16 protein-coding genes are annotated in these 14,068 nt (G+C 64.0%); 5 read left to right on the forward strand and 11 right to left on the reverse strand.

Annotated features, from left to right (window positions below; all coding sequences use genetic code 11):
• Positions 1–12: 12 nt before the first annotated feature.
• The 3 genes from LQV39_RS22100 to flgB are packed head-to-tail and all read right to left on the reverse strand — an operon-like array spanning position 13 to position 1,582.
• Complete coding sequence (locus LQV39_RS22100) at positions 13–729, reverse strand: flagellar hook assembly protein FlgD (RefSeq protein WP_230029328.1); 717 nt, start codon at positions 727–729, stop codon at positions 13–15.
• A 19-nt stretch (positions 730–748) separates the two neighbouring features.
• A complete protein-coding gene (gene flgC, locus LQV39_RS22105) occupies positions 749–1,150 on the reverse strand; it encodes a flagellar basal body rod protein FlgC (protein WP_230029329.1) in 402 nt (133 codons plus the stop codon).
• 3 nt (positions 1,151–1,153) lie between these two features.
• Positions 1,154–1,582, reverse strand: coding sequence for a flagellar basal body rod protein FlgB (flgB, locus tag LQV39_RS22110; RefSeq protein WP_230029330.1), 429 nt, complete (start codon positions 1,580–1,582; stop codon positions 1,154–1,156).
• A gap of 159 nt (positions 1,583–1,741) precedes the next feature.
• Here flgB and flgA point away from each other — a divergent pair, with 159 nt between their 5' ends.
• The 3 genes from flgA to LQV39_RS22125 all read left to right on the forward strand — a co-directional run bounded on the left by flgA (position 1,742) and on the right by LQV39_RS22125 (position 3,486).
• Complete coding sequence (gene flgA / locus LQV39_RS22115) at positions 1,742–2,446, forward strand: flagellar basal body P-ring formation chaperone FlgA (RefSeq protein ID WP_230029331.1); 705 nt, start codon at positions 1,742–1,744, stop codon at positions 2,444–2,446.
• A gap of 247 nt (positions 2,447–2,693) precedes the next feature.
• Positions 2,694–3,008, forward strand: a complete 315-nt coding sequence (gene flgM / locus LQV39_RS22120; RefSeq protein WP_230029332.1) for a flagellar biosynthesis anti-sigma factor FlgM — start codon at positions 2,694–2,696, stop codon at positions 3,006–3,008.
• A gap of 7 nt (positions 3,009–3,015) precedes the next feature.
• Positions 3,016–3,486, forward strand: a complete 471-nt coding sequence (locus tag LQV39_RS22125) for a flagella synthesis protein FlgN (protein ID WP_230029333.1) — start codon at positions 3,016–3,018, stop codon at positions 3,484–3,486.
• Between the two features lie 121 nt (positions 3,487–3,607).
• Here LQV39_RS22125 and LQV39_RS22130 read toward each other — a convergent pair whose 3' ends face one another.
• Positions 3,608–5,722 carry a bifunctional diguanylate cyclase/phosphodiesterase gene (locus LQV39_RS22130; RefSeq protein WP_230029334.1) on the reverse strand — a complete coding sequence of 705 codons (2,115 nt, stop codon included), beginning with the start codon at positions 5,720–5,722 and terminating at the stop codon, positions 3,608–3,610.
• Between the two features lie 371 nt (positions 5,723–6,093).
• On the opposite strand from LQV39_RS22130, the gene LQV39_RS22135 reads away from it, so the two are divergent.
• A complete protein-coding gene (locus tag LQV39_RS22135; protein WP_230029335.1) occupies positions 6,094–7,197 on the forward strand; it encodes a M35 family metallo-endopeptidase in 1,104 nt (367 codons plus the stop codon).
• Positions 7,198–7,330: 133 nt separating this feature from the next.
• On the opposite strand, the gene LQV39_RS22140 is transcribed toward LQV39_RS22135, so the two are convergent.
• The 7 genes from LQV39_RS22140 to flhF form a co-directional block, all read right to left on the reverse strand.
• A complete protein-coding gene (locus tag LQV39_RS22140) occupies positions 7,331–8,536 on the reverse strand; it encodes a transposase (RefSeq protein WP_230029336.1) in 1,206 nt (401 codons plus the stop codon).
• Between the two features lie 22 nt (positions 8,537–8,558).
• The gene (locus LQV39_RS22145) at positions 8,559–8,969 is read right to left on the reverse strand and encodes a hypothetical protein (protein ID WP_230029337.1); all 411 of its coding nucleotides are present in this window, start codon (positions 8,967–8,969) and stop codon (positions 8,559–8,561) included.
• A gap of 91 nt (positions 8,970–9,060) precedes the next feature.
• The gene (gene motD / locus LQV39_RS22150; RefSeq protein ID WP_230029338.1) at positions 9,061–9,786 is read right to left on the reverse strand and encodes a flagellar motor protein MotD; all 726 of its coding nucleotides are present in this window, start codon (positions 9,784–9,786) and stop codon (positions 9,061–9,063) included.
• Between the two features lie 13 nt (positions 9,787–9,799).
• Positions 9,800–10,543 carry a flagellar motor protein gene (locus tag LQV39_RS22155; RefSeq protein WP_230029339.1) on the reverse strand — a complete coding sequence of 248 codons (744 nt, stop codon included), beginning with the start codon at positions 10,541–10,543 and terminating at the stop codon, positions 9,800–9,802.
• Entirely contained in the window at positions 10,534–11,253 is a 720-nt protein-coding gene (locus LQV39_RS22160; protein ID WP_230029340.1) for an RNA polymerase sigma factor FliA, read from the reverse strand. The genes LQV39_RS22155 and LQV39_RS22160 overlap by 10 nt, the downstream gene beginning before the upstream one ends.
• Before the next feature lie 14 nt (positions 11,254–11,267).
• Entirely contained in the window at positions 11,268–12,116 is an 849-nt protein-coding gene (locus LQV39_RS22165; RefSeq protein ID WP_230029342.1) for an antiactivator of flagellar biosynthesis FleN protein, read from the reverse strand.
• Positions 12,109–13,593 carry a flagellar biosynthesis protein FlhF gene (flhF, locus tag LQV39_RS22170; RefSeq protein WP_230029344.1) on the reverse strand — a complete coding sequence of 495 codons (1,485 nt, stop codon included), beginning with the start codon at positions 13,591–13,593 and terminating at the stop codon, positions 12,109–12,111. The genes LQV39_RS22165 and flhF overlap by 8 nt, the downstream gene beginning before the upstream one ends.
• A gap of 348 nt (positions 13,594–13,941) precedes the next feature.
• Here flhF and LQV39_RS22175 point away from each other — a divergent pair.
• Positions 13,942–14,068: sugar phosphate nucleotidyltransferase (locus LQV39_RS22175; RefSeq protein ID WP_230027664.1), on the forward strand; the 127-nt coding region annotated here is incomplete at its 3' end.

Here is a 14,068-nt window from a genome sequence, read left to right on the forward strand (position 1 = left end):
CTAAATAGTTGATTACAGGACCTGCTTGATGTCTGCCAGCGTGACCCCGCCCTTCGAGGGCAGGTTCAGCTTGACGCCGTCGGTACTGTTGGTGGTGACCGAAGCCACGCTGTCGAAGGCCAGGGCCTTGGCATCGGTGACTTTCTCGCCGCCCTTGGTGGCGACGATCTGGAAGGTGTAATTGCCGTCCGCAAGCGTGACCGGCTTGCCGTTGCTGTCCAGGTTGTCGGCATCGGGGACGCCGTCCCAGGCCAGCGGGATCACACCGGCCTTCTGCGCGCCCAAGTCCATGGTCTGCACTTCCTTGCCGTTCTTGTCGCTGATGACGACCTTGAGGCTGTCGACGTCGCTGGCCAGTTCCGCGCCCAGGATCGCCTTGCTGCCCGACAGGGTCACGTTGCTGCCCTCGACCAGCACGCCGCGGCCGATCAGGTTGGTCGCCTGCATCGCTTCCGTGCTCTGGTAGCTGGCCTTCAGGGTGTTCAGGGTCTCGTTCAGCTTGTTCACGCCGGTCACGGTCTGCAGCTGCGCCAGCTGGCTGGTGACCTGGGCGTTGTCGAGCGGATTCAGCGGATCCTGGTTCTTCAGCTGGGTGACCAGCAGGGTCATGAACTTGTCGGTGTCGGCCTGCACACTGTCGCCGCTGGTGGCGGCGGCTTTCGGGTTCATCACCGACATCAGGTCGTTGATGGTGTTGGTCGAGCCGGCGTTGGTGTTAACAGTGGTCATAGTTAGGGGCTTTCAGTGCTTACTGACCGATGGTCAGGGTCTTGAGCAGCATGGTCTTCGCCGCATTCATGGTTTCGACGTTGGTCTGGTAGGAGCGCGAGGCCGACAGCATGTTGACCATCTCGTCGACCACGTTCACGTTCGGCATCGTCACATAGCCCTTGTCGTCGGCCAGCGGGTTCTTCGGGTCGTACACCTGCTTCATCGGCGACGGGTCCTCGACCACTTCGCGCACCTTGACGGCGGTGGAGCCGTTGGTCACCGGCACGGCCTCGAACACGACCTGCTTGGCGCGATAGGCTTCGCCCGTGGCGCTGGTGGCGCTGTCGGCGTTGGCCAGGTTGCTGGCGGTGGTGTTCAGGCGCGCCGACTGGGCGCTCATCGCCGAGCCGGCGACGTTGAAAACATTAAAGAGCGACATGTATTACTGGCCTCCCTGGATGGCGGCGAGCAGGTTATGAATCTGGTGGTTGATCATCGTGATGCCGGCTTCGTAGCGCAGCGCGTTGTCGGCGAACTGGGTGCGTTCGGTATCCATGTCGACCGTGTTGCCGTCGACCGCGCCCTGGGACACGTTGCGGTACAGGACCGGAGTGCCGTCCGCCAGCGCCTTGCCGTCCGCGGCCACCGGGCCGTTGGCGATATGGCCCTGGTTGGTGGTCGCCATGCCGCCCTGCTGCTGGGTGCCGCGCGCCAGCGCGCCCTGCAGGGCATTCGAAAAGTCGATGTCGCGCGCCTTGTAATTAGGCGTGTCGGCGTTGGCGATGTTCGAGGCGAGCAGCTCCTGGCGCTGCGAGCGCAGGCTCAGCGCGGTTTCGTTGAAACGCAGGTAGTCGTCGAGTTTGCCGATCATGTCGCCTCCAGAGGCTAAGGTCTTATTGGACAGGATCGATCATACGGGCCCACCGACTCTTCCAATCGGGCAATAAAGGGACCCAAAACAGGGCTATTCCAAGTTTCAGTACGGATTCAAGAAGCCTAAGATGGCAGGGTCGAACAGGATTTCCCATTTATGAAACGCCTTATCCGTACTCTTTTTGCCGCTTTCTCGCTCATTCCGCTGCTGACGCAGGCGGCGCCTGGCGTGCCGGCACGCCAGGACGCGAACGCGCTGCGCGCCGTGGCCGAACAGTTCCTCCTGACCCAGGCGGCCGGCCTGCCGGGCGAGGTGTCGGTGAAAGTCGGCGCGGTCGATCCGCGCACCGCGCTGGCGGGCTGCCCTGCGCCGGAAGCATTTCTGCAGCCGGGCGCGCGCGCCTGGGGCAAGACGACGGTGGGCGTGCGCTGCAGCGCCCCGTCCGTCTGGACCATCTTCATCCAGGCCCAGGTGAACGTCAAAGCCGAGTACGTGGCGGCGGCGGTGCCGCTGGCCCAGGGCCAGCCGGTCGAGCAAGGCCAGCTGATGTTGGTAAAAGGCGACATCGCGGCGATGCCGAACGGAATCATCACCGACATGGCGCAGGCGATCGGCCGCACGCCGACCGTCTCGCTGGCCGCCGGCACGCCGCTGCGCCTGGACACGCTGAAAAGCAAACCAGTGGTGCAGCAGAACCAGGCGGTGCGCCTGGTGCTGAACGGCAATGGTTTTTCCGTGTCGTCCGAAGGCCGTGCGATCGGCACCGCCGGCGAAGGCCAGGTGGTGCAGGTGCGCACCGCATCCGGCACGGTGATCAGCGGCACGGCCAAGGCCGGCGGCATGGTCGAGGTAGCTTTTTAAGAAGTGCTCAGGCAAAAATAAATGGGAATTTTGGCAAACAGAACCGGATGCGGTGCAAGGCGGCGAGTGCGCCGCAGTGCGAGCACTGCAAGCAGGAGCCAACGCAGCAACGCGCCGGTTCTGGCAGCCAAAAACCCATTTATTTTTGATTGAGTACTTCAGTATTAGGAATTAAAGTTTTCGCTGGCTAGGCCGATAACCCAAGCAGATCCCGGGCTTTCTGTTCCGACCTGCAAAGGATGATGCTGTGAAAATCAACGATACCCTCAAGAACAACCCAGGCGTGCAGGCGAATACCACGCCGCCAGCCACCGCAAAGACCGCCGACAACGCGGCCGCGGCGACTGCCGCAGCGACCTCGCCTGCCGCCACCGACACCGTGCGCCTGTCCCAGCAAGGCCAGGCTCTGGCTGCCGGCAGCACGAATCAGGTGTTCGACTCCAAGAAAGTCGAGCGCATCAAGGCGGCCATCGCCGATGGCCAGTTCCAGGTAAATTCGGAGAAAGTGGCGGACGGCCTGCTGGAAACGGTACGCGACCTGCTGCACTCCCGCAAACGATAGACATTACATGGCCATAGCATCCCCCGGCGCAACCCTGCGCGACGAACAGCAACTGATCGGCACCATCGTGGAGCTGATGAAAACGGAACAGCAGTTCCTGGTCAGTGCGGATGCCGATGGCCTCTCCTCTCTCAGCCCGAAGAAGCTGCAGCTGGCCCAGAAGATGGCCGAGCTGTCGCGCCTGCGCCACAGGGCGCTTGGCGCGGCCGGCTTCCCCGCGCTCGAGGCCGGCATGGAGCCCTGGCTGGCGGTCGGCGGCAACGACGAGCTGCGCAGCCAGTGGAACCACCTCCTCGCCATGACGCGCGAAGCCAAGGAGCTGAACCGCGTGAACGGCATGCTGGTCAACAAGCAGATGGCCCACACCCAGGGCATGCTGAACGCGCTGCGCCCGGCGGGCAATGGCGGCGCCGGCGTGTATGGACCGGGCGGGCATACGGCGCCGAGCGGGCCGTCGAAGCGCTACCTGGTCGGTTAACGTCGTTCCCGCGCAGGCGGGAACCCAAGTTCGTCGAATCGTCCATAGCAAACGCAGCGTCTACTCAACAAACTTGGGTTCCCGCCTTCGCGGGAACGACGAGGTAGTGGCGGGAACAACGTCAGCAGTGCTGCGCCTTCAGTAATTCCTCCACCGCCTCCGCCGTCACCGGCCGGCTGAAGTAAAACCCCTGCATCCGCTTGCAGCCGTGCGCGCCCAGGAAGTCCAGCTGGGCGGCGCTCTCCACGCCTTCGGCGATCACCTCCAGCTTCATCGACTGCGCCAGCGCGATCACCGCCTTGACGATGGCCGCGTCATCGCCGTCGATGCCGGCGCCGTCCGCGATGTCGGAGACGAAGGAGCGATCGATCTTCAGGCAGTGGATGGGGAAGCGCTTCAGGTTGGCCAGGCTCGAGTAGCCGGTGCCGAAATCGTCGACCGCCAGGTGCACGCCCATGCTCGAGAGGCGCGCCATGGTCGCGGCGGCGGCGGACGGATTCTCCATCAGCACGCTCTCGGTGATTTCCAGCGTCAGCCAGGACGGCTCGCAGCCCGTTTCCTGCAGCAGGCGCTCGACCTTGCCCGCCACGTCCTGCTCGCGGAACTGGCGCGCCGACATGTTCACGCTCATGCGCGGCGGTGCGCCGCCAAGGAGCGCGGCAAAGCGCGCCTGCTGGCGCAGCGCTTCTCCCAGCACCCATTCGCCGATCGGCACGATCAGGCCGGTCTCCTCGGCCAGCGGAATGAAGTCGTTCGGCGGCACCATCGCCCCACCCTCCGGCTGCCAGCGCACCAGGGCCTCGACGCCGACGATGCGGCCGCTGACCGCGTCGACCTGCGGCTGGTAGTGCAGCACGAACTCGCCGCGCAGCAGGCCGCGCTGCAGGCCGTGCTCGATGCGCAGGTGGGCCTGGGCCTCGGCCGCCATCTCGTCGGCGTAGAAGTCGTAGCGCTTGCCGCCGCTGGCCTTGGCGCGGTACATCGCGCTGTCGGCCGCCTTCAGCAGGGCTTCGCTGTCGCGCCCATCGCCGGGATACATGGCGATGCCGATGCTCCCCGACGGGAACACCTCGTGGCCGACCAGCGACAGCGGTTCGAACAGGCTCTCGAGCAGCTTGCCCGCCACCAGTGCGGCGTCGTCGGAACTGGCCAGGTCGGCCAGCACCACCACGAATTCGTCGCCGCCCTGGCGCGCCACGGTGTCGCTCTCGCGCAGCACGGCGGACAGGCGGCGCGCGATCTCGACGATCAGCTGGTCGCCGGCCTCGTGCCCGAGGCTGTCGTTGACGTGCTTGAAGCGGTCCAGGTCGATGAACATCACGCCCACCTGCCGGCGCGCGCGCTGGGCGTGGGCGATGGCCTGCGCTAGCCGGTCCTGCAGCAGCAGGCGGTTCGGCAGCCCGGTCAGGGTGTCGTGTGTGGCCATGCGCAGCAGCGCTTCCTCGGCTTCCTTGCGGCGCGAGATGTCCTGCACCGCGACGATCAGGCGCAGCTGGCCGGAGGCGGCTTCGCGCATCGTCGACGCGCTCAGCGCCACCCACACCGTGCGGCCGTCCTTGCACAGGTAGCGCGACTCGCGGCGGGCGTCGCGCGTCTCGCCGGCCACCAGGCGCCGCATCAGGGCCTTGTCCTCATCGAGTTCGTCCGGATGGGTGACCTGGTGGAAGAAACGCTGCAGGAGCTCGATCTCGCTGAAGCCGACGATCTGCGACAGCTTGCGGTTCACGCGCAGGAAGCGCCCTTCGCGCGACAGCAGCGCGATGCCGATCGCGGCCTGGCTGAAGGTCAGGCGGAAGAATTCCTCGCTCTCCTGCAGTCGCTGCCTGGCCTGGCGGCGGAAGGTCACGTCCTGGCCGATCAGCAGCAGCTGGACGCCGCCGGACTGCGAGGTGCGGCGGATGTTGAATTCGAACCAGCGCACGCCGTCCGCGTGGCCGTCGACCGGCACCACCACCGCATCCTGCGGCGCGCCGGTCTCCAGCGCCGCCGTCACGCGCTCGCCCAGTTCCACCGCCGGGATCAGGGATTCGAGGGAGGGCAAGCCGGCCAGCGCATCGTCGGGGATGCCGAGCATGGCGCTCATGGTGCTGTTGATGGCGCGGACGCGGCGCTGCTCGTCGACCACCAGCAGTCCGGCCGGCATGCCGTCGATAACCTGCAGCATGTCGTTCTTGCCCAGCTCGAGGAAGCGCTTGCGCGAGGCGATGGCGTCGGCTGAATTGTCTGATCCGCTCATAAGCACATTGTTCGATGGTGGCGCCCGCATGGGTAGCCGCAAGCGATCATGCGGCGGCCGCTGCGGCAGGCGTAGGCGCAGGGTTCCGGGTGCTGTGGGGCGCATCGTGTGGGCCAGCGCGCGCGCATTGTTCGGGCGGCGCATGAGCGATCGGGGAAGTTTATTCCTTCGTGAAACTCTTGTGGTCTTCCAGCATCATTTCATTCTAACAACGGTTGTCTGTACAAGCGCGCAATTCTTTGTAACGGAGAATCAATTCTCACCATTTGTTGCATTAAAGCTGCACGACCGGCGTGGTTTCTTACGAAGCGGCAATATTGCTGGCCTCTGGCTTGCTACAACCGAGTTTTGGACAGCCTCGGGAGAACGATATGGACCGGAAGTCAATCATGGGAGTGGCGCTGGCAGTGGGCGCCATGGTGAACACGGACGCCGCGCTGGCCGCGGCCGGCGAGCTCACGGTGAGGGTCACACCGGAACGCCAGACCCTGGCGAAGAGCGACAACGTGGTCGTCGACGTCACCGTCACAAACGCCACCGCGGCCACGCAATATCTGCTGAAGTGGCAGACGCCCTTCGGCACCGTCGAAGCACCGCTGTTCGAGGTCACGCGCGACGGCCTGCCGGTGCGCTACCTGGGCATACAGGTCAAGCGCCCCGCGCCCGTCCCCGCCGACTATGTCGCCCTCAAGCCGGGCGCCTCGCGCAGTGTGCGGATCGAGCTCTCGGCGCTGTACGACATGGGCATCACCGGCGCCTACAGCGTGCGCTGGCGCGACGGCGCTACGCAGCTGTTCAGCCGTCCCGGCGTCGCGCGCGTGACTACCGGCGCCACGAATGGCCAGTCGGCGCTGCCGGTCCGCGCCACCGCCCTGCCCGAGCCGGCGCCTGCCTCGGTGTGGATCGACGGGCGCCTGCCGCGCGGCGCCCTCGACACCGCCACCGGCACGCCCGAAGGCGCGGGACTGTCCTTCAGCCGCTGCTCGAACGCCCAGCAGGAGGCGATCACCGGCGCCGCGCAGGCCGCGCAGGCGATGGCGCAGGATGCCGGCGTCTACCTGCAGGCCAAGTCCCTGGGCGCGCGCTATACCAGCTGGTTCGGCGCCGCCGATCCGGCGCGCTCGACCACGGTGGCCGCTCACTTCCAGGCGATCAAGGAGGCCTTCGCCAGCAAGCCGGTAACGGTCGACTGCGGCTGCAACGAGTCCTGGTACGCCTATGTGTATCCGAACCAGCCCTACAAGATCTATGTGTGCAAGGCCTTCTGGAGCGCGCCGCCGCTAGGGACCGATTCGAAGGGCGGCACCCTGGTGCACGAGATGAGCCACTTCACCGTGGTCGCCGGCACCGACGACCTGGCCTATGGGCAGCAGGCAGCCGGGGACCTGGCGCGGACCGATCCGGCCAGGGCGGTCAACAATGCGGATTCGCATGAGTATTTTGGGGAGAACACGCCGCGTTTGGATTTGCGTTGATGGGCATCTGCGGGCGGCGTCCGTAGCGACAGGCGATTGAAAGTCACCAGCACCTTTTGACATCCTCCAGCCCTTTCGTAACCACTCATCGTATCGAGACTGCGAAAGGGAGAATTCCTACGGCGGCCTTCGCTTACGCGATTTGCTCGCTTCGGTGGGTTCCTGCTGCTGGCGGCATTACCGCACCGCTCACTTCACAGGCGAACCGGGCGTGTCCCGCCCTTAATACATTCATTGCACCGACTACATCGGCGTTTTCCTCGAAACCGCACCAGATGCACAAAAATCGCGCCTGAGTCCGCCGATTGTTTAGCGACAAATGGCTGCAACGGGGACAAGTGCGGCTTGTGTTCCTTGGCGGCACCGCGATGAGATGACCACCGTTCCAGGCCAACTTGTAATCGAGTTGACGCCGGAACTCGAACCACCCTTGGTCGAGGATTGATTTATTCAGTCCAGACTTTGCTCGAACGTTTGTTCCCGGGTCCGTGCTATTTCCTGCCGCTGACCTAGACATGTTCCGTACTTTCAAGTCCTCGACGCACACCATCGCGTGGTTATTGCTGATCTTTGTCGAGGCCTTGTGCAGGAAATCACGGCGGCCGTTACGAATTCGGGCATGAATTTGCTGGACGCGGAGCTTTGCTCTCTTCCAGTTATTGCTGAATTTGTTCTTTCGACTCATCGCCTGCTGTGCTTTGCGAAGCGTGTCTTCGTGCCGCTTGAAACTGTGAAGCGGCTCAATATGCGAGCCATCCGACAGCGTGGCAAAGCGAACAATTCCCATATCAATGCCTACTGCTTCGCCGTCGGGGGTCTGCTGTTCAATGTCGCGCTCTGTCTGAATGCTGACGAACCATTTGCCGAACGAATGGCTTACGGTCACATTTTTCACTTTTCCAAGCACAGCTCGGCTGTTTCGGTAGCGTATCCAGCCCAGCTTGGGCAAGAAGATACGGCTATTTTTCTGATCGAGCTTAATTTGCTTCGGATCTGGATAGCGGAAGTTCTCCCCTTTTCCTTTCTTTTTAAAATGAGGGAAGGCAGCCCGTTTGGCAAAGAAATTGGTATAGGCACACTCCAGATCCCTGAGCGCCTGTTGCAACGGGTGGACCGGTGCGTTCTTCAGCCATGGTGTCTCTTTGCCATTGCGCCACTGGGTGAGCAGCTTGCATAGGTCTGCGTAGCCCATTTTCTTCTCACCCTTCGCGAAGCGTTCCATCTGCAATGTCAGCGCTTTATTAAAGACGAAGCGACATGCCCCTGCGAAGCGGCGCATGTCGCGCGACAAATCGCCGGTCAGTCTCAGTTCGAATTTGAAGGCCTGGAACCGTCGCATATCACAAAATCCGACATGGGCTTCAGCGTTCGGTGTGGCTGAACATCACCGACGCGGTCGTGAACCCGACAGCAGTGTCGAGCCGGCGGACATCCTCCAGCGCAGTGCTCTCGTAACGAATCACATAGGTGTTTGTTCCCGGCCGGAAGGCGAAAGCACGCGTGATGTCGATCGTATGCGTGTGTGCCGAATGCGGTGCCAGTTCGACGTAGTCGTCCAGGCCCAGAGGTACTCGCTTGACCGTCCGAGCCAGATACAACACCTCAGCGTCGCCAGGATGCTGGCGCAGCTCAAACAAGCGGCGTGTCAGTTCCGTTTCAACAGCGATCTCCCGCGGCACGCCAATCCGGCGCTCGCCGCGATTCTCGATCTTGAAAGTTACCAGCACCTTTTCGTGCCTGGCGTCGATGCTCAGGCTTGCATGCACGTTCATTGCTCGCTCCTGTCGGGTTGGGACGATTGTGAACCGTGGTGGGGGAAATGCCAAGCGTGCGTGGGCGGCATGGACGGCGGAGCCGCCCACCCTACTCCGCGAGGATGGTGACGGCGACGCGGCGGTTGCGGGCGCGGCCGATGGGGTCATCGTTGGAGGCGATCGGCTGGTTTGCGCCGCGGCCGACCGCGGCCAGGCGGCGCTCGGCCACGCCGCTGTCGACGAACAGCCGCACCACGGTGCTGGCGCGCACCGCCGAGAGTTCCCAGTTCGAGGGGAAGGCGGCGTTGGCGATCGGTGTGGTGTCGGTGTGGCCCTCGACTTCGATCGCGTGGCTGTCGTCCTTCAGCAGGCCGGCGACGGTGCCCAGGGTTTCCTTCGCGTTGCCGACCAGGCCGGCATCGCCTTCGTCGAACAGCACGCTGGCGTTGATCTCGACGGTGATGCCGCGCGCATTCTGGGTGACGCGCACCTTGCCGCTATGGACCAGCGGGGCCAGCACGCTGTTCAGCTTGCGGGCCAGCAGGTCCAGGCGTATGCGGTCGCGCCTGGCCTCCTCCGCACGCTTGCGCGCGATGATGTTCGCCAGCGGCAGCGGCTCGACATCGACCGAGGTATTGATCCTGGTGGCCGCGCCGCGTCCGCCGAAGGCGTCGCCGAGGGCATCCGACAGCACCTTGTACTTGCCGACGTTGACCACCGAAACCGCGTACATCACCACGAAGAAAGCGAACAGCAGCGTGATGAAATCGGCGTAGGAGATCAGCCAGCGCTCGTGGTTCTCGGTGTCTTCGACGTAGCGTTTTCGGCGCGTCATGAGCAGCCGGGCCTCAGTGCGGCGCCGTCAGGCAGGCGATGCGTTCCTCGAGCACCCGGGTATAGTCGCCGGTGGCGATGTCGTGGAAGACGTCGGTGAGGATCTCGTACTGCAGCACCTGCTCGGCGACGATGCTCTTGATCTTGTTCCCGACCGGGTAGAACAGCAGGTTGGCCAGGCCCACGCCGTACACCGTGGAGACGAAGGCGACCGCGATGCCGGCGCCGAGGCGCGACGGGTCGCTCAGGTTTTCCATCACGTGGATCAGACCCAGCACGGCGCCGAGGATGCCGACCGTCGGCGCATAGCCGGCCGCCGATTCCCAGATGCGGGCGGCCTGGCGCTCGCGCATCTCGTAAGTGTTAATTTCGGTGAACAGCAGGCTGCGCAGCTTGTCCGGGTTGATCCCGTCCACCACCAGGCGCAGGCCCTTCTGGATGAAGGGATCGGCCTTGGCCATGTACTGTTCCAGCGAGAGCAGGCCGTCGCGCCGCGCCGACAGGCTCCACAAATGGATTTCGCGCGCCAGCTCCTGGCGGCGGTCGGGTGGCGGCGAGAACACCCAGCGCAGCATGCGCAGGCCGCGGATGAAGGCGGATTTCCTGGTCTGCAGCAGCACGGCGCCGAAGGTGCCGACCACCACGATCGCAAACGCGGCCGGCTGCACCAGCGAAGAGAACTTGCCGCCGTCGAGGGTATGGCCGACCAGGATGCCGGCAATCGCCAGCGCCAGCCCGAGCAGGCTGGCTAAGTCCACGCGAGCTCCCGCAGATAGGTACGCAGGCGGCCCACGGCCTGGCTGTGCAGCTGCGACACGCGCGATTCCGACACCCCCATCACCGCCCCGATCTCCTTCAGGTTCAGTTCTTCCTCGTAATACAGGCCCATCAGGATCTTTTCCCTCGGCGGCAGGTTGTCGATGGCGTCGATGACGGCCTGGCGGAAGTCGGTCTCCAGCAGCGCGCGCAGGGGATCGTCGTCGTCGACGGCATAGCGGTCGAGCCAGCTGTCGTTGCCGTCTTCGTCATGGAAGTCTTCGTAATAGACCAGCTGGTGGCCACCGGAATCGCCCAGCATTTCCTGGTAATCGGCCAGCGACAGCTTGAGGTTTTTCGCGATCTCGGATTCGCTCGGCGGACGGCCCAGCTGCTGCTGCAGCGCCGACATCGCCTGCTCCACCTTGCGCATGTTCTGGCGGGTCGAGCGCGGCAGCCAGTCGCTGCTGCGCAATTCGTCCAGCATGGCGCCGCGGATGCGCAGCACCGCATAGGTCTCGAACTGGGCGCCGTGATTTTCTTCGTAGCGGCTGATCGCATCGAGCAGGCCGATCATGCCCGCCTGTACCAGGTCGTCGACTTCGACGGATGGCGGCAGCTTCGCCTTCATCTGGTGGGCGAGACGCTTCACCAACGGCGCATGCTCCGTCAGCAAATGATTCTTGTCCGCTTTCCCTTTGGCCGTGTACATGTTCTTTCTGTTTATTATGCTGCGCGGCTCATGCCCGTTGCAAAACGTCCGGCCAGGCGGCGGAATGCCACCGATGCGCCCGCCAGAGGGAAGGCGTCGACCACCGCACGGCCCAGGCGCGCGGCGCGCTGCAGGTATTCGTCGGCAGGCACCGAGCCCATGGAACTCAGCGTTACTGCCAAGTAACGTGTTGCCGCAGATGACATATTATCGTATACCACCTTCGCCTCGGCTTCGGTAGCGCCGGTGACAAGGATACCGAAAGGACGGCGCCCCAGGTGTTGCGACAAGCGCTTGACCAGCGCATAGGCGTTGGTGATGGACGTCGCGCCGGTCGAGACCTGGACCACGATCTCCGAGGATTCCATGATCGGCACCGGGAAGCTGCCATCGTCGGAAAATTCGCCGTCGACGATCACGATGCTGCCGGCCGACTGCTTCACCAGCACGTCGAAAGCTTTTGCCAGGCGGCGGGTTTCGTCATGAGATACCGTCGTTCCCGCGGAGGCGGGAACCCAAGCTTGGGTCCCCGCCTTCGCGGGGACGACGCTGTTCATCTTGACCACCGAAAAACCCTGCGGCGCCGGATGGATCACCTGGTTCAGCGCGCACTCCTGGCGCGCTACCTGCAGCAGGCCGGGACCGCGGTCCACGCCCAGGCGCTGGGCCACGCCGTAGTCGTGCTCGCAGGCGTCGACGATCAGCACGTCATTGCCGCTCTGCGCCAGCGAGGCGCCGAGGTTCACCAGCATGGCGCCCTTGTCGTCCTGCGCGGTTGCCGAGAGGAAGGTCACGATGCGCGGCTTCGGACCCGCCAGCATCCGGCGCAGGCCTTCGGCCTGGTCGAAATCAAAACTAGCCAACGTACACCTCGCGCAGCGAACGGTCGTTGTTCAGGTTACCGAGGCCGGACATCATCAGCGGCAGGTCGGCGTCGGAAAATTGCGCGGCAGCGTCCTTTTTGGTGCGGAAGGCGCGGTCGACCAGCATGGCGCGGTCGGCCAGGTGCAGGTCTTCCGGCACGCGCTGGCCGTTCGAAATGTAGTGCAGGTTCAGCTTCTGGCGGATGATCACGTCCAGCACGTTGCCGATCGACGCGGCTTCGTCCATCTTGGTCATGATGCAGCCGGCCAGGCCGGTGCCCTGGTAGGCGCGCACCACTTCGTTCAGGGTCTCGTTGGTCGAGGTCGCATTCAGGCACAGCAGGCGCTGCACGTTGGCGCCCGATTCCGTCAGCATGGCCACCTGTTCCGTCACCATCTGGTCGCGCTGCGACATGCCGATGGTGTCGATCAGCACGGTGTGCTTGTTGCGCAGTTCTTTCAGTGCGATGCGCAGGTCGGCCTCGTCCTTCACCGAGTGCACCATCACGCCCAGGATCTTGCCGTAGATGCGCAGCTGCTCATGGCCGCCGATACGATAGGCATCGGTGGTGATCAGGGCCAGCTTTTCCGGACCGTGGCGCATCACGCAGCGCGCCGCCAGCTTGGCGGTGGTGGTGGTCTTGCCGACACCGGTCGGGCCGACCAGGGCGAACACGCCGCCGCGGTCGAGGATCGCATCTTCGTCGGACATCGAGGTGATGTTGCGCGCCAGGACAGTCTTGATCCAGCGGAGCGATTCGGCGGCATCCTTGCCGGCCGGGAGCTTGTCGATCAGGTAGCGCGACAGGCTGGCCGAAAAACCGGCTGCCAGCATCTCGCGCAGCACGGCGGCCTTCTGCGGCTCGCGCTGCTGGGTGCTGCCCCAGGACAGCTCGGACAACTGGGTTTCCATCATGCCGCGCATGGCACGCAGCTCGCTCATCATGCCCTGCATTTCGGCGGCGGCCGATTCCTTGGCCTGGGCGATGGCGGCCGACATCATGGCGGTCATCGCGGCCATGTCGAAACTTGGGGCTTCCGGCTGCGGTGCGCGGCGGTTGACGTAGGTTTGCGGGGCCGGCGCCGGTTCTTCGAAATCCTGGAAGGACGGCATGGCCGGGCGGGCCGCCGGGGCGCGCGGTGCAGGCTCGGCCTGGATGTTGCTGAAGGTGCGGGCTGCCGGAGCGTCATAAGGGCGCGGTGCGCCGGCTTCGTGCAGGGTGCGCGCGGCCGGAGCTGCAGGGGCGGCCGCTTGCGGGAGATCGTCCATGTGGTGCAGCTGGGGGCGCGGGGCCGCCATCTCCGATTCGGCCGACGGCGAGGCCAGCGAGGCGACGTCGTCGTTGTCCAGTGCGAGGATCTCTACCACGCCATCCACCGGGCGGTTCGACAGGATGACCGCGTCCGGTCCCAGGGCATCGCGCACCTTGCGCAGGGCCTCACGGGAAGTCGGGGCTGTAAATTTCTTCACGTTCATCGTTGGTCTCCGCTCTTGCAGGCAGGTGTTACGTCAGTCGGTTGCTATCGGTTCGGTGGGCACATTGGCCCATTCACGGATAGGATTATTGACGATGCCGTCAGGAAACCATCGGGGGAAAAGGATGGGGAAATCGGCTTATTTCTTCTGGGTAGGGATTTCCGAACACGCCAGCTTTGGGAAACGGGCCGATTTTTGAACACTCAAACTTGTCTCCTGCTGTGCAACAGTGTGGAAAATGATGACATTTCCCGTCGGCATTTTCAATTACACTTGCAAGTTTGACCTGTCACGCTGTGCTGGTGCAAGCGCCAGGAACGATCGATTTAGAAACTCAACACATAAATTATGAAAATCTATCCAGTCATCCTCTCCGGCGGCGCCGGTACCCGCCTGTGGCCGCTTTCGCGTGCTTCGATGCCAAAGCAGCTCCTGCCGCTGGTCACCGACAAGACCATGCTGCAGGAAACCGCCT

The organism is Massilia sp. Bi118, assembly GCF_918697865.1.
Taxonomy (GTDB): Bacteria; Pseudomonadota; Gammaproteobacteria; order Burkholderiales; family Burkholderiaceae_D; genus Telluria.

What these genes read in the sequence shown, in the direction of transcription:
- LQV39_RS22160 (WP_230029340.1), bottom strand. Translation starts at nt 11,253, where the DNA reads ATGTACACGGCCAAAGGGAAAGCGGACAAGAATCATTTGCTGACGGAG.
- LQV39_RS22100 (WP_230029328.1), bottom strand. Translation starts at nt 729, where the DNA reads ATGACCACTGTTAACACCAACGCCGGCTCGACCAACACCATCAACGAC.
- motD (WP_230029338.1), bottom strand. Translation starts at nt 9,786, where the DNA reads ATGACGCGCCGAAAACGCTACGTCGAAGACACCGAGAACCACGAGCGC.
- flgB (WP_230029330.1), bottom strand. Translation starts at nt 1,582, where the DNA reads ATGATCGGCAAACTCGACGACTACCTGCGTTTCAACGAAACCGCGCTG.
- flhF (WP_230029344.1), bottom strand. Translation starts at nt 13,593, where the DNA reads ATGAACGTGAAGAAATTTACAGCCCCGACTTCCCGTGAGGCCCTGCGC.
- LQV39_RS22135 (WP_230029335.1), top strand. Translation starts at nt 6,094, where the DNA reads ATGGACCGGAAGTCAATCATGGGAGTGGCGCTGGCAGTGGGCGCCATG.
- flgA (WP_230029331.1), top strand. Translation starts at nt 1,742, where the DNA reads ATGAAACGCCTTATCCGTACTCTTTTTGCCGCTTTCTCGCTCATTCCG.
- LQV39_RS22140 (WP_230029336.1), bottom strand. Translation starts at nt 8,536, where the DNA reads ATGCGACGGTTCCAGGCCTTCAAATTCGAACTGAGACTGACCGGCGAT.
- LQV39_RS22130 (WP_230029334.1), bottom strand. Translation starts at nt 5,722, where the DNA reads ATGAGCGGATCAGACAATTCAGCCGACGCCATCGCCTCGCGCAAGCGC.
- flgC (WP_230029329.1), bottom strand. Translation starts at nt 1,150, where the DNA reads ATGTCGCTCTTTAATGTTTTCAACGTCGCCGGCTCGGCGATGAGCGCC.
- LQV39_RS22125 (WP_230029333.1), top strand. Translation starts at nt 3,016, where the DNA reads ATGGCCATAGCATCCCCCGGCGCAACCCTGCGCGACGAACAGCAACTG.
- LQV39_RS22145 (WP_230029337.1), bottom strand. Translation starts at nt 8,969, where the DNA reads ATGAACGTGCATGCAAGCCTGAGCATCGACGCCAGGCACGAAAAGGTG.